This window comes from Flavonifractor sp. HCP28S3_F3 (assembly GCF_052065355.1).
Lineage (GTDB): Bacteria > Bacillota > Clostridia > Oscillospirales > Oscillospiraceae > Flavonifractor.
On the sequence record NZ_JBQHUF010000006.1, the window covers coordinates 33,773 to 51,006 of the forward strand.

Below are 17,234 nucleotides of genomic sequence, written 5' to 3' on the forward strand. Positions count from 1 at the left end.
TGGGAGAGGAGACACAGCGGAACGAGAGAGCTTTGCCGTATACGGCGAAGCGAGGGATGTGGAGCTTGTGTCGACGAGGTTGAGCTCTACAAGAAAGTTTTGCCACGGCGTCCCCATCTGCGGGATAGATCATAAGAAATGGGTAAAATAAAGGCCCCGGGCTGTTTGCCCGGGGCCTTTGCTATGTCTGATTGTTACTCGATGTCCGCCTTCACGGTATCGGGGGAAAGCTCCACCGGTGCCCAGTTGACAGGGTCTTTCTTCTGCATGTGCTTGGCATAGATCCACAGCAGGATGCCCAGCACAGCGTAGATGATCAGCACGATCCACGCGCCCATATCCATGGCAATAGCGGAGGAGTAGATGACCCACACGCAGAAGGCGATGGCCAGGATGCCAAGCAGGGTGCCCGCCTTGATCTTGTAGGGACGGGGCCACTCGGGGTGGGAGGAGCGCAGCTTGAGGAAGGAGATAGCCACCAGCAGGTAAACCAGGCCGGCCGCCAGTCCGTAGATGGTGTAGATGTAGTTCACCCACGCGTCGGGAGCGAAGATGGTGAAGTAGATAGACAGGATGCCCACCACGATGTTGGCTACCTGGGGCTGACCGTTCTTGTTCAGCTTGGAGAAGCGGGGGGTCATCTGGTGCTGCTGGGAGGCGCCGTACAGGATACGGGAGGCGCTCAGCCAGAAGGAGGACAGGGTGGTAATGCAGGTGAGAGCGCCCATCACCACGATGACCACGCCCAGCCAGTGCATGCCGATGATGTCGGCCACACGGGGATCCACGATGTCAGTCTGGGCGATCCACTCGTTGTCCACAATGCCGCCCACGCCGATAACGGCCATGCCGTAAATCAGTACGGTGCAGCCCAGGGCGCCCAGGAAGGCCTTCCACAGGTTCTTCTTGGGGAAGTTGGCCTCCTCAGACAGCTGGGGAATCAGGTCGAAGCCCACGAACTTCATGATGAGCAGAGCCACGGCGGCGGTGTAGCCATTGAAGCCGTTGGGGAAGATGGGCTGCATGGTCTCAAAGCTCCACTGGCCGCTGAAAATGAAAATGACGGAGGCAGCCAGGGACACCGCCAGGGTGCTCCAGAACAGAATGTTCTGCAGCTTGGCCAGCACCTTCAGCTCCTTGTTGGTCAGGAAGAACCAAATCACCAGAATGATGGCCGCCACGACCTTGGTCTGCAGGGCGGTGATGGGGGTCAGATATCCGATCATGCTGGCAATGCCGTAGGCCACGGTAGGCATGGCCATGACGTAAAGCAGCATGACCAGCCAGCAGGCACCAAAGCCGATGTTCCAGCCCAGCGCGTTGGTGACCCAGATGTTCTGGCCGCCGGCGTAGGGCATCATGCTGGTCATCTCGGAATAGATGAAGCACAGGGGCAGCAGCAGGATGGCGCAGGTCAGCAGCGAAAGCACAGAGCCTACGCCGCTGAGCTCAAACCAATACTTGATCTCCACCATCCAGGCGGCGATCATGCCGCCGGCGGCCATGGCGATCATGCTGCTCAGCTTCAATTCCTTTCTCAAACCATTTGCCATTGTTTTTCACTCCTCTTTTTCTCGCACACAAAAAAACCTGTTACAGGTTCTTTTCAATCAGGGCGATGGTCTCGTCAGTGGAGAGCACATCGCAGTAGATCACATTCATGATCTTCAGCTCGGCGTCGTGGAGCTCCATGCTGCCGGCGGCGCAGGCGTCCTCCACGCAGATAACCTTGTAGCCGGCGTCGGCCAGGCCGCGGACGGTGCAGGCCACACACTGGTCGGTAACGATGCCGGTAACCACCACCGTCTCGATGCCCATGAACTGGAGCAGGGTCAGGTAGTTGGTGCCGGTGGTGACGCTGTCGGTGGTCTTGTTCACCACGATCTCGTTCTCCATGGGCTTGAGCTCGTCGATCATCTGAGCGGCGTAGCTGTTCACCGGCAGAAGCATGCCGTTCCAGCCCTCGCTCTTCTGCACGGGAGAGCGGTCCTCGCCGTCCTCACGCAGGCAGGCGATGCGGCCGTAGGTGACGGTCATCTTGTTCTTGCGGAAGAAATCCAGCAGCTTCTTGTTGTTGGGGATCACGATGTCGTCCAGACGGTCATGGAAGGGAATCCAACGCTCCCACTCACCCTGGGCCTTGAACTGGAGCGCCTCACCGAAGTCACGCAGCACGAATTCGTTCTGCAGATCCACCAGCAGCAGGGCGGTCTTTTTGGGGTCGATCTTGGGCTCAGGCACCTCGTCCATGGTCTCGTAGTAGAAACTGCGGTATTTTTCCTTAATCTTCATACCTGATCCTCCTTGTAAAAATATAGTATAAAAATGAATGGCATAAAATAGAAAAGGGCGTACTACGGCCTTGTACCGCAGTACGCCCCGCTATTTTCCTGGAACTGCTGCGGACCTCAGATTTTCTGCTCCGCTGTATAAATATACTTTTTTATACCACAGTGTCCTAGTCATTGCAAGAGAAACGTTTAACTTTGTTGTATTCTATAGGTTTGGCCTTTTTTGAAAGTCGGTTTTTATTCTACTTTGCTATGATAAACCACCAAAGAGAGCGGCCAGCACCGCAAAGCAGGGCAGAGTAAGAATGCAGCACAGGGTGGTCAGGGTGACCAGCTGGGCGGCAGTGGATGTATCTCGCTGGTATTGCTGGGAGAAAATAGAGGTGTATCCCGCCGTGGGGGTGGCCGCCAGGATCACCAGGGTGGTGTACATCACCGGGTCCAGGTGCAGCGGCAGCAGGATCAGGGCGGTGGCCAGGGGAACAACGGCCAGCTTGGCCAGGGCGGCGGAGTAGAGCAGGGGGTTGCGGAAGGTAGCACCCAGATCGGCGGAGGCCATCTGTGCGCCGATGACCACCATAGCCAGGGGAGAATTCATACTGCCCAGGAAGGCCACGCCGTCTCCCAGAAAGGCGGGCAGGCGGAAGTCCAGCAAAAACAGGCCCACACCGGCCACTGCTCCGAAAATACCGGGGTTAAAGAGCATCTTTTTTACAGAAAAGCCCTCTTTGCCACCCATGAGCAGTACACCGTGGCTCCAGGCGAAGATGGTGAAGCCCACCTGGCCCATAATGGCAAACACCATGCCCTCATCTCCCAACACCGCCTGGATCAGAGGGAGCCCCATAAAGCCGATATTGCCATACATCGTACCATAGCGCAGCACAATGCGGGTGTTGGTGGGCTGACGCCGGAACAGCAGGCATACGCCCAGGGCCATCAGCAGATAGAGTCCCAGGGTAAGGGCCATGCACAGCCCCATGACCCGCATCAGCTCAGCGCTGCGGGGAATCTGCAGGGTGTCGATCATCAGGCAGGGCACCACCACATAGAGCAGCATATATGTCATCTGGGCCAGGCCATCTCCGGTCAGCTTACCGGTTTTTGCCAGTACATAGCCCACGCCCATCATTAAAAACAGGGTTCCAACCTGGGAAGCGACCAGCAGAAAATTCTCCGCCACATCCAACAGCTCCTTTTTATTAAGCAGTACCATTATACCGATTTCCCTGGAAATTGCAAACAGGTTGACAAAGTATTCCGGGGCGGGATATACTGAATTTTGCTTCATTGTAAGGAAAAGAAAGGAGGGCCTCCCCATGGCCGCACGCAAGGACGGATATCTGAAGATCTTCGTCTCCTACTATAAGCCCCACTGGCGGCTCTTTTTGCTGGATATGGTATGCGCGCTGTGCATCTGCATTGTGGATCTGCTCTTCCCCATGGTATCCCGCTGGTCCATGCAGACCCTGCTGCCCCAGAAGCTGTTTACCGCTTTCTTCGCCGTCATGGCCGCCCTGGTGGGAGCTTACGTCCTCAAGGGGGCGCTCTATTTTATTGTCACCTACTGGGGACACCTGCTGGGTGTGCGGATGGAGGCGGATATCCGCCGGGACCTGTTTGCCCACATGCAGGATCTGTCCTTCTCCTTTTATGACAAGAACCGTACCGGTCAGCTGATGAGCCGGGTCACCGGCGACCTGTTTGAAATCACCGAGCTGGCCCACCACGGCCCGGAGGACCTGTTTATCTCCTCGGTGACCATTCTGGGTGCCTTCTGCATCATGCTCACCGTCCAGTGGCGGCTGGCCCTGGTGGTCTTTGCCGTCATCCCCATCTTCATCCTCTTTACTGCCCTCACCCGGAAGAAGATGATGAAGGCCTCCATTGAGGTCAAGGCCAAGCTGGCCGGCATCAACGGTGAGGTGGAGTCCTCCATCTCTGGCATGCGCACCGCCAAGGCCTTTGCCAACGAGCAGGCCGAGAGCGACAAGTTCAACGCCGCCAACGACCAGTTCCGGGGGGCCAAACGGGGCTACTACCGCACCATGGCCTTTTACCAGTCGGGGATGGAGTTCTTTATGGGCATTCTGTCCGCACTGGTCATCGCCTTCGGCGGCTACCTGATCATGGTGGGACAGATGGATTTTATCGATCTGACCACCTTTGCCCTGTACGTCACCACCTTTATCACCCCCATCCGCAAGCTGTCCGCCTTCGTGGAGCAGTTCATGCAGGGCATGGCGGGCTTTAAGCGGTTCGTGGAGCTGATGCGGGTAGAGCCCGCCATCCAGGACGCCCCCGACGCCCATCCCCTGGAGCATGTGAAGGGTGATATTCTGGTGGACGACGTGTCCTTCCGGTATGAGTCCTCCGCCGAGCCGGTGCTGGACCACGTCACCCTCCATGTCCGCCCCGGCGAGACGGTGGCGGTGGTGGGCCCCTCCGGCGGCGGCAAGTCCACCCTGTGCCAGCTCATTCCCCGGTTCTACGACGTTACCGGCGGCCGGGTGCTGGTGGACGGCCAGGACGTGCGGGAGCTCCAGCAGCGCTCTTTGCGGGAGCACATCGGCATCGTACAGCAGGACGTGTTCCTCTTTGCCGGCACTATCTATGACAACATCCGCTACGGCCGCCCCGACGCCACTGAGGCGGAGGTGGTGGAGGCCGCCAAGCGGGCGGAGATTTATGACGACATCATGCAGATGCCCGACGGTTTCCAGACTCAGGTGGGTGAGCGGGGCGTGATGCTCTCCGGCGGCCAGAAGCAGCGGGTGTCCATTGCCCGTATCTTCCTCAAGGACCCGCCTATTTTGATCCTGGACGAAGCCACCTCCGCTCTGGACAGTGTCACCGAGGCCCGCATCCAGTCCGCCTTCGAGGAGCTGGCCCAGGGCCGCACCACCCTTATCATCGCCCATCGGCTGTCCACCATCCGCTCTGCCGGACACATCATCGTCATTGACGGCTGCGGTATCGCTGAGGAGGGCACCCACGAGGAGCTGATGGCCAAGGGCGGCGAATACGCCCGGTTATACAGTCTCCAAAAATCAGTTTCCGTATAAGAAAAGCGTCCGGCCATTGCAAAAATGGCCGGGCGCCGGTTCTTTTTCAGGGTGTTACGGTTCAGAGGGGAAGGTAAAGACCGCCGCCTCAAAGGCAAAGCCGTTCTCCTCCGGCTCCGTCCCGTCGGGCCGCTCCAGGCCCAGGGTGTCGTAGTATTCGTTGGAAAACGGGATACGCTCATAGGGGAAATCAGTCTGGAGCCCCTTGACGTACCCGAAGGGGTCCTCCATGGGCGTCAGGTCCAGATGCTCCCCAATGGCCCGGAGCACCGCCGTCACCTCCGGCGAAGCGGCATAGGCTGCCTCCTCCGGGTTGCGGATAAAGTCCTCAAACTGCTTTCTGCCCCACCAGACGATCTGCTGTAAGGGATTGGTGCACCCAACGGCCAGGATCAGCCGCAGAAAATCCCGGAAATTTTCCGCGATGGGATAGACAAACTGGTCGCAGCGGGTCTCCGGGTTGACGCAAAAGACCATTTCTCCGAATTTCGGTAGGAAGCAGTAGTGGATTCCGTTGTCCCAGCCGATGATCTCCGCGTCCACGGGGGTGCAGAAATAAGGCTCACTGTCCTCCTCCGCCAGACCAATGGGGTAGCCGTCCAGCTTCAGGGCCTTGTATTTCTCATACCATGCGTCCATTTCGGTGCCTCGCTCATTATACCGCCTGATAGCGGTTCAGACCGTCCTCCGCTTTGCAGGTGATCCGGCCCTGGGTCATCAGGTGATCCAGGTGGGACATGCACTCCCCTACCGCAAACCACTTCTGGGCTACCGGGAACTCCGCCCAGTTTCTGGCCCGGATCTTCCAGGTCATGTATCCGGCTAGCTCATAAGCTCCGGCGCCGGGATGGTTCTTTACGGCCTGGAAGGCCTCCTCCAGGCGCTGGCGGTGGTGCTCCTTCAGCTGGTCCACCCGCTGGACCAGGTTGCCGCTCTCCCGGTGGCCGGGGAGGGCACACTTGGGTACATAGTTCCGGATGGCGTCCAGGCTCTCCAGATAGGAGCCCAGGGCGTCGGGCATGTCAGGCCAGGCGGTGATGTTGGGCGTGATATCAAAGAGCACGTGGTCGCCCAGCAGCAGCAGGCCCTCGCCCTCCACCCAGAAGCACATCTGGCCGGGGGTGTGGCCGGGCATCAGCAGGGCCCGGAGCCGGAATCCGCCGGCCTCCAGCACCTGGCCGTCCACCAGGCTCTCATAGTGGCCCCCCTCCGGAGGCGCCATGGACCAGGCGGGATTGGTGTGCTCCATATCCTTCAGCAGCTCCGCCGGAAATCCCTCCTGCCCAAAGCGTAGAAGCCAGGCATCCCACTGAGCGGCCCGCTGCTCTTTGTAACAGTCCAGAGCCGGGCGGTCAATGGCGCTGACAAAAATCGTGCCCTTCTCCCCCGCCGCCTCAGGAGCCAGACCGGCGTGGTCGGAGTGGAGATGGGTGAGCAGCACGTCCACGTCGCCGGGAGCCAGACCCAGCTCCTTCAGCTGAGAGAAGAGGGCCTGGCGGCAGGGATCCTGGCGGAAGCCGGTGTCCACCAGCAGGCAGCGGTCCTTTCCCCGGATCAGGTAGGCGTTGAGCTCCTTCAGCGGGTTGCCCGGCAGGGGGACGGGGATGCGGTACAGGTTGGGAATGATCTGCTGAGGCATGGGGTGCAATCTCCTTTGTCATCATTTTTAAATTGATTATATACGATTTTTCTCGGATATGCTATACTATTCTTCCGAAGGAGGGGGACCATGACCAAGACGGAACTGCTGAACAAGCTGGCCCGGGACGGTGAGGAGCGGCTGCTGCTGGCCCGGGTACTGGACAAGCTGGAGCTGGCCTGGGACCGGGGCGTCCCCAGTCACACCGGCTTTCTCTCCCCCCATGAGCGCGCCGTTGTGGAGGGGCTGATCCGGGCGGAGGGCTGGCCCCGGCACCTGTTTTTCGGCGGCTTTGCCGACGCCGAGCGGACGGTGTGCGCCTTTCTCCCCGACTGGCTGGAGGAGGAGGACTGGCTGGCCGGACAGGAGTATGACCCCATCCGGGCCCTCCGCTGTACCTGGACCGGCGGCAGCCTGACCCACCGGGACTTCCTGGGCTCCATCCTGGGCCTGGGCCTGGACCGGGAGAAGGTGGGAGACCTGCTGGTGAGAGACGGCGTGTGCGACGTGCTGGTGCTGGAGGACGTGGCGGACTTCCTGCTCCTCCACCTGGAGCAGGCGGGCCGGGTACACTTGAAGGTGAGCTCCATTTCCCTGGAAATGGTGTCTCCTCCGCCGGTGCAGGTCAGGACCATCCGGGATACGGTGAGCTCCCTGCGGCTGGACGCGGTGGCATCCTCCGGTTTCTCCATATCCCGGGGCAAGGCCGCCGACCTGATCTCCTCCGGCAAGGTACAGCTCAACCACCAGGAGTGCCTCAAGCCCGACCGGCCGGTGAATGAGGGAGACACCCTCTCCTGCCGGGGTTTTGGCAAGTGCGTGGTGAAGGAAGTGGGCGGCCCGTCCAAAAAGGGGCGTATTATGATCGTATTGGAGCGGTATGTATAATGGACGAGAAAAAAATCGCGCGGATCAATGAACTGGCCAAAAAGGCCAAGAGCGAGGAGGGTCTTACTCCGGAAGAGATGGTGGAGCGGGACCTGCTGCGGCAGGAGTATATTGCCGCCTACCGGAACAATCTGGTGGCCCAGCTGGAGAACACTGTCATCGTGGAGCCCGACGGCACCCGGCATAAGCTGGGCAAGAAGCCCTAAACACAAAAAACCGCCCTCCCGTGTGGGAGGGCGGTTTTTTTATCTCAAATTACCAGCCGAAGGGGAAGTTGTAGTAGTAGTTCCCGCCCTGCTGCTGGGACTGGGACTGCTGCTGTTGCTGCTCCTGATATTCCTGATAGAGCTGGTCCATGGCCGCCTGGGTGTCCTGGTTATCCTCGTCCAGGGTGACGGTCACATCCAGGGTGTCTCCGTCCCGGTAGACGGTAAAGGTGACCTGCTCCCCGGCCTTGCAGTCCTGAACGGCGGATTTGAGGGCGTCGCTGCTCTCCACGGTCTCGCCGTTGACGGCAGTGATGATGTCGCCCACCTGCAGGCCGCCCTTATCGGCACCGGAGCCCTCCAGCACGGCCATGACCTCAGCGCCGGCGGGAACGCCGTAGCGCTGGGCGGCCTCATTGACGTCGTTCATCAGGATGCCCACGTTGGGCTTGCCGGTGACATAACCGTGTTCCATGATGGAGGTGATCATATCCTTCACGTCGTTGATGGGAATGGCGAAGCCCAGGCCCTCCACGGAGGCCTCCGAGCTGGAGCTGCTGGACAGCTTGGCGGACACGATGCCCACCACCTGGCCGTACTCATTGAACAGAGGACCGCCGGAGTTGCCGGAGTTGATGGCGGTATCGGTCTGAAGCATGTTCATCACGGTGCCGTCGCTCATGGTGACGGAGCGGTCCTTGGCGGAGACGTAGCCGCCGGTGAAGGTGAAGGTCAGCTCACCCAGGGGGTTGCCGATGGCGTACACGTTCTCGCCCACGTTCAGGGTGTCGGAGTCGCCCAGCACCACGGTTTGCAGGTTGCCCACGTCGATCTTCAGCACGGCGATATCGTTGTCGGCCTCGCCGCCCACCAGGGTGGCGTCATAGCTCTTGCCGTCGGAGAAGAACACGGTGATGTCGCTGACGCCGTCAATGACGTGGTAGTTGGTCAGAATGTAGCTGGTGGTGGAATTGGAGCTGATGACAAAGCCGGAACCGGACACGGCGTTCTTCACGGTGTAGCCGAACACGTTGGTGTCCACATTGCCGTTGACGCCTACCACAGCGCCCAAGTTGGCGGCGTAGATCTCCTCCGGGGTGAGGACGGTCTGGCCGTCCACATTGGCCAGGGACACGGCGGTGGTGTTGCCGGTGCCCTGATAAATCACGGAATGGCTGCCTGCCAGCCGGCTGGCGGCCCACACGCCGCCGCCGCCCACTGCGCCGCCGATGAGGGCACAGCACAGGCCCAGAGCCACAAACTTGGCGGCCATGCCCTTTTTCTTCGGCTTGGGCGGTTCGGTATCATGGACGTGGAACTGATCGGTCTCTATGATAGGCTCCCGTTCCTCAGGGGGTCTGTTATAATCGCTGTAATACATAACGCTTCGCTCCTTTGACGGGTTTGGTTTTTCTCTTTGGAACGGTACTTAGGATAACCGGAAATTGTGTATAAAACATGAAGAAACTTTGCATCTTTTTTAAATTCCATCCATAACCGAAACAGACAATTTCAGCAAATACTGGTCATAGCCCTTGCAGCACAGCTCGTCCAGCAGCACATCCTCCAGCACCCAGGGACCCAGCTCCAGCCGGTTTTCATCGGCGTGGGAGAGCAGGCGGGCGTATCCCTCCCGTATAGTGTCAAAGCTGCCGGCGTGGCAGTAGGTCAGGTACCGTCCCGCCGGGGCGGTGAAGAGCTCCACCCCCTTCAGCGGGCGATCCACTTGGGTGTAGCAGATGGTGTAGCCGTCCCAATCTCCCCGCCGTGCGGCGTCCGTGGGCATGAGAGCCCCCAGAGCGTAGGGGCTGTCCACCCCGTGGGCGTCGCAGTATTCCAGGTGCCGGGCCATCACATGGACATACTTTTCCTGATCGGTGATGCCGGCGGCAGGAGTGGTCACATACCACCGCTCTGGCTGATCCTCCATTTCCACCCGGCCGGGGACCACTGCCATGGCCCGGCGGGTCAGCTCCGCCCGGCGGCCGATGAGCCGCCGGATGTGCCCCAGCCGGGTCAGCTTTTGGGTGAGAGCCGCCTGCTCCCGTTCCAGCAGAACCAGCAGCTCCTCCGGGCTGCGCCGGTCCAGGTAGGAGCGGATTTCCGCCAACGGCATCCCCAGCTCCTTCAAGGCGGCGATGACGTTAAAGACCTCGATCTGCACCGGCGCATAGTAACGGTAGCCGTTCTCTCCTCGGATGGCGGGGGAAAAGATCCCGATTTCATCGTAGTGAAACAGGGTGTGTTTGCTCACCCCGCACAGCCGGGCAAACTCCCCGGTGGTAAAGCCTTTGTTTTTCTGCGGCATTTGGTCAACTCCCCCTTGACTTTCGGGTTACCCGATAGTTTATCATATTCGGAGCACCTGGGGAAGGAGGAATTTTTGTGAAAAACCGGCTGGACCAGGACTTCAGTCTGGGCGGGCTGCTGTACTTTGCCCTGCCCACTACCATTATGATGCTGGTCACATCTTTATATACCATTGTGGATGGCGTACTTACCTCCCGGCTGGTGGGAGAGAACGCCCTGGCTGCCATCAATATCGCCTATCCTGCTGTCAGCGTCATGCTGGCGGTAGGCATCATGCTGGGTACCGGCGGCAGCGCCGTGGTGGGCCACCGAATGGGGGCGGGGGATCTGGAGGGCGCCAGGCGTACCTTCGGCTTTCTGGCTCTGACGGCTGTGTGTGCCGGCGGAGTCTTTACCCTGGTGAGCTGCCTGGGAGCGGAGCAGCTAGCCGGGCTGCTGGGAGCCAGCGATGTGCTGATGGCCGACACAGTCACCTATCTGCGCATCCAGCTGCTGTTTGCCCCCATGGCCATGCTCCAGCTGCTGTTTGAGAGCTTTTTCGTCACCGCCGGCCGGCCCGGCCTGGGTCTGGGCCTCACCATCGCGGCGGGGGTGACCAACGGGGTGCTGGACTGGCTGTACATGGGTCCGTTGGAGATGGGCATCGCCGGCGCGGCCATCGCCACCGTCACCGGCTACTGCATCCCGGCGGTGTGCGGGGTGATCTTCTTTCTGACCCGGAAGCACGGGCTGCGCTTCGGCAAGCCGGAGCTGCGGTGGCGGCTGCTGGGCCGGGCCTGCTTTAACGGCTCGTCGGAGATGGTTACCAACCTGTCCACCGCTGTTACCACCTTTTTCTTTAACGCCATCATGCTGGATCTGCTGGGAGAGCCGGGTGTGGCCGCCATTACCATCGTGCTCTACGCCCAGTTCCTGCTGATCGCCCTCTTTTTGGGCTTCTCCATGGGAGTTGCCCCGGTGTTCAGCTTCAACCACGGGGCGGAGCGGTACGATCGGCTGCGGGCTGTGTTTGCCCACTGCGCCCGGTTTATCCTGCTGGGGGCGTTGGCCATTTTCGCCGCGGCTCAGCTGCTGGCGCCCGTTATTGTGGGGGTCTTCTCCCCCAAAGGTACCCAGGTCTACGACCTGGCCCTGTACGGTTTCCGGCTGTTTGCGCCCGCCTTCCTCTTCGCCGGGGTGAACATTTTTGCCTCTGCCCTGTTCACCGCCCTGGGGGACGGAACCCGGTCGGCGATCATCTCCTTTGCCCGCACCTTTGGCTTCTTGATGGCCGGGCTGCTCTTGCTGCCCCGGCTGCTGGGGGTACCTGGAGTATGGCTGGCGGTGCCGGCGGCGGAAGCTCTGAGCTGCGTGCTCTCCGGCCTTCTGCTGTGGCGCAATCGGGGCATGTACGGTTGGAAAAAAACATAGCAAAAACGGGCGGCCGTTACGGCCGCCCGTTCCATATCCAGAAGAGCCAGAACCCCAGAGCCAGCTGGGCGATGAGGATCGCCGGCAGGCCCCACTTAAAGTACCAGTGACGGGTCTTGTGGTGGAAAAGCCTCATACCCAGGATGGCGCCCGGGGAGCCCCCCAGCACAGCCACCAGGAAAAAGGTCTTTTCCGGCACCCGCCAGGCGCCCCGTTTGGCCTTTCGCTTGTCGATCCCCATGAGGGAAAAGTCCAGAATACTGAGGGCAAGCACCCACAGCCCGATCCATTTCAGCATGCGTCTACCCCCAAGGCGGCCACCAGGCCGCCTCTTTTTTTACTGGTCTGGTACCACAGCCTCAAGTCGATCTCCAGCTCCGCCCCGCTGTCCAGAATGGTGACCTTGTCCCCGTCCAGGGCGGTGATGGTCACCCAGTGCCACCAGTCCAGCCGCTTTTCCAGCCCGTTGTGGAGGTTGAGAAAGGCCACCGGACAGTCCCGCTCCAGGCTGGCGGCCACAAAGGCGGCGGCCTGCTCATAGGGGAGCCGCTTGGTGCGGGCGGCGGGTACGGTGAACAGGGCGGGCGACAGCTCCAGCCCCACCGATCCGGCATAGGCCGCCATATCGTCCACCATCAGATCCGGCTTGTTCAGCCCGTGGGAAATGGGGGTGACATAGTCCCACACCCTGCACATCAGTTCCACAAAGGCCGCCCGGCCCGACACATCGTCCGGACACAGGGGCAGCAGATCGGCATGGGTGCGGGCCAGATAGGAAAAGATCACCGAGGCGGCGGTGGGGCCGCAGCCCGCCCGCTGCTGCCAGGGGTCGGAGTACCAGTCCTGGTCGGCTCCCCGGGTGACCTGTCCCTCCGGTCCCCGGATGTCCAGCAGCTCCGGCCGGGAGAGAGACGCGCGGTATGTCATCTTACACGTTGAACCGGAACAGGACGATGTCCCCGTCCTTCATCACATACTCCTTGCCCTCGGAGCGGACCAGGCCCTTCTCCTTGGCGGCGTTCATGGAGCCGCAGGCCATCAGGTCGTCGAAATTGACCACCTCGGCCCGGATGAAGCCCCGCTCAAAGTCGGTGTGGATCTTGCCGGCGGCCTGGGGAGCCTTGGTGCCCTTGACGATGGTCCAGGCCCGGCACTCATCCTCGCCGGAGGTGAGGAAGGAGATGAGGCCCAGCAGGGTGTAGCTGGCCTGGATCAGTCGGTCCAGACCGGACTGGGGAATGCCCAGCTCCTCCAGGAACATCTTCTTCTCCTCGGCGTCCAGCTCGGCGATCTCGGCCTCCAGCTTGGCGCACACGGGGATGACCTGAGCGCCCTCCTTGGCGGCCAGCTCCTCCACGATCTTATAGTAGGCATTGCTCTGGCAGTCGGCAAAGCCGTCCTCGTCCAGGTTGGCGGCGTAGATGATGGGCTTCAGGCTCAGCAGCTCGGCGGTGGCGATGATGGCGGCGTCGTCCTCGTCACACTCGAAGGAGCGGGCGGAGTTGCCGTCGTTGAGCCAGTCCTTCAGGGCGGAGAACACCTCCACCTCCCGCAGGAATTTTTTGTCACCCTTGGCGGCCTTCTGGGCCTTGTCGATGCGTCGCTCCACCATCTCCACGTCGGCCATGATGAGCTCGATGTCGATGACGCCGATGTCCCCGGCGGGGTCCACCGGCACGTTGGTGCTGGTGTCGGCCACCACGTGCATGATGTTCTCATCGTCAAAGCAGCGCACCACGTGGACGATGGCGTCGCAGGCACGGATGTTGGACAGGAACTTGTTGCCCAGACCCTGGCCCTGGCTGGCACCCTTGACCAGACCGGCGATGTCCACGAACTCCACCACGGCGGGGGTGGTCTTCTTGGGGTGGTACATCTCGCTCAGCGCGTCCAGCCGGCTGTCGGGCACGGCCACCACGCCCACGTTGGGGTCGATGGTGCAGAAGGGGTAGTTGGCGCTCTCAGCGCCGGCGTTGGTGATGGCATTGAACAGGGTGCTCTTGCCCACGTTGGGCAGGCCCACGATACCTAATTTCATCTATCTCCACAGCTCCTTTATTTCCTGTGCGGCAAAGCAGTCGCTAACACAACATTGTATTATAACATAGGATTTTGTTATCCTCAATAGCCATTGGACAGTTATATCCCCACTTTTTTCTCCCCGATCTCGCCGCCGGACAGGGTCTCCCGCAGCAGGTTCAGGAACCGCCGCAGGACCGGGCTCCGGCGGTCGGCGGGCCAGGCCGCCCCATAGGACAAAGACGGGGGTCCGACCAGGGGGATCCGGCACAGCCCCGGCCGCCGCAGCTGGGGGAAATCCGCCATCACGGCGAAGGCGTACCCGGCCTCCACCAGGGTGAGCAGCACCTCCTGGTTTTCGCAGAACATCACCTGGTCCGGGGGGATGGCGGTGACGATCTGCCCCTGAAGGGCGAAGAGGGACGGAGGACAGGCGGGAGGGCGGCAGGCGGCGATGGTGGCCGTCCCCTTCAGCTCCTCCGGAGTCAGCTCCTCCGGAGTCAGCTCCTCCGCCTTTGCCAGGGGGTGGTCCTCCCGGCAGATACACACGATGGGGCAGCGGGTCAGCTCATGATAGGTGCTGTTTTTCGGCACGGTCTCCTGAAAGGTGAGCATGACGTCGATATCCCCCTCCGCAAGCAGGTTGTCCAGGGAGCTGAAGGGAAACAGCCGCAGCTGGGGCACCACCTCCGGCTCCTCCTGCCGCAGCCGTTCCAGGGCCGGACGGATGAGCCGCAGATCGGCGGCGCTGCGGCAGCCAATGCCCAGCTTGACCGGCCGGCTGCTCCGGCACTGTCTGACCTGGGTCACGGACCGGCCCGCCAGCTTCAGGATATCCTCGGCGTATTGCAGGAACAGGTGCCCCTCCTGGGTGAGGCGGACGGTTTTGCTGGTGCGCCGGAACAGGGCAACCCCCAGCTCGTCCTCCAGGGTCTTGATCTGGTGGCTGACGGCGGGCTGGGTGATCCGCAGATGCTCCGCCGCCCGGGAAAAGTTGAGGAAATCCGCCACCGCCATAAAACACTCCAACTGCGTGGTATTCAACAAAACCGCCTCCTGTCCGCGGGAAAAGTTTAGTCAATGCGGAAAAACAATAAAAGTTATTTATAGATTATAGCAGATTTGAATTTCACATACAAGTTGGTTAGTGCTATAAAAAGTAAGGTAGCTAACAATTTGCGCCCGACGCGATCAAAGGGGGGATATCATATGGCACTGGATCGAGGACGGCTGATGCGGGAGAACCGGCAGATCAGCATCCAGCTGGATCAGCGCTTCAACCGGGTGCTGGCGGAACGCAATATTACAGGCGTGCAGGCCCACGCGCTGCTCTATGTGCTGCAGCAGGCCGGCGAAGGAGCCTCCGTGACGACGCTCCACCAGGTTTCAGGGAGCTCCAAGGCCACCATTTCCCACCTGGTCAAGCGGCTGCGGGAAAAGGGCTATGTGCGGGTGGAGCTCTGTCCGGAGGACGACCGGCGCAGGCTGCTGTTCGGCACGGAACAGGGCCGGCAGCTTCAGGCTGCGCTGGAGACCTCCTTTCAAACCATGGAGGACATCCTCTACCGGGGTTTTTCGCCGGAGGAGCTGTCCGACCTGGACCGCCTGCAAAAGAAAATGCTCCGCAATCTATCTGAGACCCAAAGGGAGGCAACCGAATCGTGAAAGAAGTATTACGGCACCTGGGGCGGTACCGGAAGGACACGTTCCTGTGCATCGCTATGGCGGCGCTGGAGATCTTTATGGAGATCCTCATGCCCTTTATCACCGCCATCATCATTGACCGGGGCCTGGAGGCCGCCAATCTGTCCGTCGTATACCGCTACGGAATCCTGATGGTGGTCCTGGCCCTGCTCAGCCTGGCTTTTGGCGCCCTGGCCGGCAAATGCGCCGCCAGCGCCTCCGCCGGCCTGTCGGCCAACCTACGCCAGGCCATCTATGACAATATCCAGACCTTTTCCTTTTCCAACATCGACAAATTCAGCGTGCCTGGCCTGGTCACCCGGATGACCACCGACATCACCAACGTACAGAACGCCTTCATGATGGTCATCCGTATCGCGGTGCGGGCTCCGCTGATGCTGGTGTTCAGCTACGCCATGTGCCTGATCATCAGCCCCCGGATGAGCCTGATGTTCCTCATCGCGGTGGTATTCCTCATCGTGGTCCTGGGGGCCATTATGGTGGTCACGCTGAAGATCTTCAACCGGGTCTTTCAGAAGTACGACGACCTGAACGCCAGCGTCCAGGAGAACGTGTCCGCCATCCGGGTGGTGAAGGCCTTCGTCCGGGAGGACTACGAGAACCAGAAATTTGCCAAGGCCTCCGCCAACCTGTATAAGCTGTTCGTCAAGGCCGAGGGCCTGCTGGCCTTCAATAACCCGGCCATGATGCTGGCGGTGTACTTCTGCATCCTCTCCGCCTCCTGGCTGGGCGCCCAGTTTATCGTGGGAGGCACCCTGTCCACCGGCGACCTCACCAGCCTGTTCAGCTACATCATGTCCCTGCTGATGAGCCTGATGATGCTGTCCATGGTGGTGGTCATGATCTCCATGTCCATGGCCAGCATCCGCCGGATCAGCGAGGTCCTGCGGGAGACCCCCGACCTGGCCGAGCCGGAGCGGCCCGTCACCGAAGTGGCTGACGGCTCCATCGACTTCGACCACGTCAGCTTCTCCTACAAGCAGGGCAGCGGAAAAAATGCCCTCAGCGACATTGACCTGCACATCAAGTCCGGGGAGACCATCGGCGTCATCGGCGGCACCGGCTCGGGCAAGAGCAGCCTGGTGAATCTGATCTGCCGGCTCTATGACGTAAGCGAGGGCTCCGTCAGGGTGGGCGGCCTGGACGTGCGTCAGTACGACATGGAGGCCCTGCGGAACCAGGTGTCGGTGGTGCTCCAGAAGAACACCCTGTTCTCCGGCACTATTCTGGACAACCTGCGCTGGGGTAACCCGGACGCCACCGAGGAGGAATGCATCCGGGCCTGTCAGGCGGCCTGCGCCGACGAGTTCATTGACCGCTTCCCCGACGGCTATCAGACCCGCATCGAGCGGGGAGGCGCCAACGTGTCCGGCGGCCAGAAGCAGCGGCTGTGTATTGCCCGGGCTCTGCTGAAGCACCCCAAGGTCCTGATCCTGGACGACTCCACCTCCGCCGTGGACACCGCCACCGACGCCCGCATCCGCGCGGCCTTTGCCGAGCAGATCCCAGGCACCACCAAGATCATCATCGCCCAGCGGATCTCCAGCGTGGAGCACGCCGACCGCATCCTGGTGCTGGACGAGGGCCGCATCAACGGCTTCGATACCCACGAAAACCTGCTCAAGACCAACGCCATTTACCGGGAAATATACGATTCCCAGGTCAAGGGCGGCGGCGACTTCGACCAGAGCGCATAAAGGAG

17 protein-coding genes are annotated in these 17,234 nt (G+C 60.9%); 6 read left to right on the forward strand and 11 right to left on the reverse strand.

Annotated features, from left to right (window positions below; translation table 11 throughout):
* Nucleotides 1-194 precede the first annotated feature (194 nt).
* From ACTNB1_RS07400 to ACTNB1_RS07410, 3 genes are all read right to left on the reverse strand, one after another.
* A complete protein-coding gene (locus ACTNB1_RS07400; protein ID WP_441168620.1) occupies nucleotides 195-1,553 on the reverse strand; it encodes an APC family permease in 1,359 nt (452 codons plus the stop codon).
* A 40-nt stretch (nucleotides 1,554-1,593) separates the two neighbouring features.
* Entirely contained in the window at nucleotides 1,594-2,292 is a 699-nt protein-coding gene (locus tag ACTNB1_RS07405) for a cysteine hydrolase family protein (RefSeq protein WP_441168621.1), read from the reverse strand.
* A 249-nt stretch (nucleotides 2,293-2,541) separates the two neighbouring features.
* Nucleotides 2,542-3,507 carry an AEC family transporter gene (locus tag ACTNB1_RS07410; RefSeq protein ID WP_441168622.1) on the reverse strand — a complete coding sequence of 322 codons (966 nt, stop codon included), beginning with the start codon at nucleotides 3,505-3,507 and terminating at the stop codon, nucleotides 2,542-2,544.
* A 103-nt stretch (nucleotides 3,508-3,610) separates the two neighbouring features.
* Between ACTNB1_RS07410 and ACTNB1_RS07415 the strand changes: the two genes are divergently transcribed.
* On the forward strand, nucleotides 3,611-5,356 hold the full coding sequence (locus tag ACTNB1_RS07415) for an ABC transporter ATP-binding protein (RefSeq protein WP_441168623.1): 1,746 nt from the start codon (nucleotides 3,611-3,613) through the stop codon (nucleotides 5,354-5,356).
* 54 nt (nucleotides 5,357-5,410) lie between these two features.
* Here ACTNB1_RS07415 and ACTNB1_RS07420 read toward each other — a convergent pair whose 3' ends face one another.
* The gene (locus ACTNB1_RS07420) at nucleotides 5,411-5,995 is read right to left on the reverse strand and encodes a hypothetical protein (RefSeq protein ID WP_441168624.1); all 585 of its coding nucleotides are present in this window, start codon (nucleotides 5,993-5,995) and stop codon (nucleotides 5,411-5,413) included.
* Nucleotides 5,996-6,011: 16 nt separating this feature from the next.
* On the reverse strand, nucleotides 6,012-6,995 hold the full coding sequence (locus ACTNB1_RS07425; RefSeq protein WP_441168625.1) for an MBL fold metallo-hydrolase: 984 nt from the start codon (nucleotides 6,993-6,995) through the stop codon (nucleotides 6,012-6,014).
* A 90-nt stretch (nucleotides 6,996-7,085) separates the two neighbouring features.
* Between ACTNB1_RS07425 and ACTNB1_RS07430 the strand changes: the two genes are divergently transcribed.
* Together ACTNB1_RS07430 and ACTNB1_RS07435 are read left to right on the forward strand one after the other, a co-directional pair.
* Nucleotides 7,086-7,883 (forward strand): RNA-binding protein, encoded by a 798-nt coding sequence (locus ACTNB1_RS07430; protein ID WP_441168626.1) that lies wholly within the window; start codon nucleotides 7,086-7,088, stop codon nucleotides 7,881-7,883.
* Nucleotides 7,883-8,089, forward strand: coding sequence for a DUF896 domain-containing protein (locus tag ACTNB1_RS07435; protein WP_441168627.1), 207 nt, complete (start codon nucleotides 7,883-7,885; stop codon nucleotides 8,087-8,089). Before ACTNB1_RS07430 ends, ACTNB1_RS07435 begins: the two co-directional genes overlap by 1 nt.
* A 49-nt stretch (nucleotides 8,090-8,138) precedes the next feature.
* On the opposite strand, the gene ACTNB1_RS07440 is transcribed toward ACTNB1_RS07435, so the two are convergent.
* Both ACTNB1_RS07440 and ACTNB1_RS07445 read right to left on the reverse strand, forming a co-directional pair.
* Nucleotides 8,139-9,470, reverse strand: coding sequence for a S1C family serine protease (locus ACTNB1_RS07440; RefSeq protein ID WP_441168628.1), 1,332 nt, complete (start codon nucleotides 9,468-9,470; stop codon nucleotides 8,139-8,141).
* 99 nt (nucleotides 9,471-9,569) lie between these two features.
* Entirely contained in the window at nucleotides 9,570-10,397 is an 828-nt protein-coding gene (locus tag ACTNB1_RS07445) for a MerR family transcriptional regulator (RefSeq protein WP_441168629.1), read from the reverse strand.
* A gap of 77 nt (nucleotides 10,398-10,474) precedes the next feature.
* Between ACTNB1_RS07445 and ACTNB1_RS07450 the strand changes: the two genes are divergently transcribed.
* Nucleotides 10,475-11,809: an MATE family efflux transporter gene (locus tag ACTNB1_RS07450; protein ID WP_441168630.1), complete on the forward strand. Its 1,335-nt coding sequence runs from the start codon at nucleotides 10,475-10,477 to the stop codon at nucleotides 11,807-11,809.
* A 16-nt stretch (nucleotides 11,810-11,825) separates the two neighbouring features.
* Here the strand turns inward: ACTNB1_RS07450 and ACTNB1_RS07455 are convergent, their stop codons facing one another.
* The 4 genes from ACTNB1_RS07455 to ACTNB1_RS07470 form a co-directional block, all read right to left on the reverse strand.
* Nucleotides 11,826-12,107, reverse strand: a complete 282-nt coding sequence (locus ACTNB1_RS07455) for a DUF1294 domain-containing protein (RefSeq protein WP_441168631.1) — start codon at nucleotides 12,105-12,107, stop codon at nucleotides 11,826-11,828.
* The gene (locus tag ACTNB1_RS07460) at nucleotides 12,101-12,736 is read right to left on the reverse strand and encodes a hypothetical protein (RefSeq protein ID WP_441168632.1); all 636 of its coding nucleotides are present in this window, start codon (nucleotides 12,734-12,736) and stop codon (nucleotides 12,101-12,103) included. Before ACTNB1_RS07460 ends, ACTNB1_RS07455 begins: the two co-directional genes overlap by 7 nt.
* A gap of 1 nt (nucleotide 12,737) precedes the next feature.
* Nucleotides 12,738-13,847 (reverse strand): redox-regulated ATPase YchF, encoded by a 1,110-nt coding sequence (gene ychF / locus ACTNB1_RS07465; protein WP_441168633.1) that lies wholly within the window; start codon nucleotides 13,845-13,847, stop codon nucleotides 12,738-12,740.
* A gap of 101 nt (nucleotides 13,848-13,948) precedes the next feature.
* Nucleotides 13,949-14,872, reverse strand: a complete 924-nt coding sequence (locus tag ACTNB1_RS07470) for a LysR family transcriptional regulator (protein WP_441168634.1) — start codon at nucleotides 14,870-14,872, stop codon at nucleotides 13,949-13,951.
* A 165-nt stretch (nucleotides 14,873-15,037) separates the two neighbouring features.
* On the opposite strand from ACTNB1_RS07470, the gene ACTNB1_RS07475 reads away from it, so the two are divergent.
* Together ACTNB1_RS07475 and ACTNB1_RS07480 are read left to right on the forward strand one after the other, a co-directional pair.
* A complete protein-coding gene (locus ACTNB1_RS07475; RefSeq protein ID WP_441168635.1) occupies nucleotides 15,038-15,493 on the forward strand; it encodes a MarR family winged helix-turn-helix transcriptional regulator in 456 nt (151 codons plus the stop codon).
* The gene (locus tag ACTNB1_RS07480) at nucleotides 15,490-17,229 is read left to right on the forward strand and encodes an ABC transporter ATP-binding protein (protein WP_441168636.1); all 1,740 of its coding nucleotides are present in this window, start codon (nucleotides 15,490-15,492) and stop codon (nucleotides 17,227-17,229) included. The genes ACTNB1_RS07475 and ACTNB1_RS07480 overlap by 4 nt, the downstream gene beginning before the upstream one ends.
* Nucleotides 17,230-17,234 lie beyond the last annotated feature (5 nt).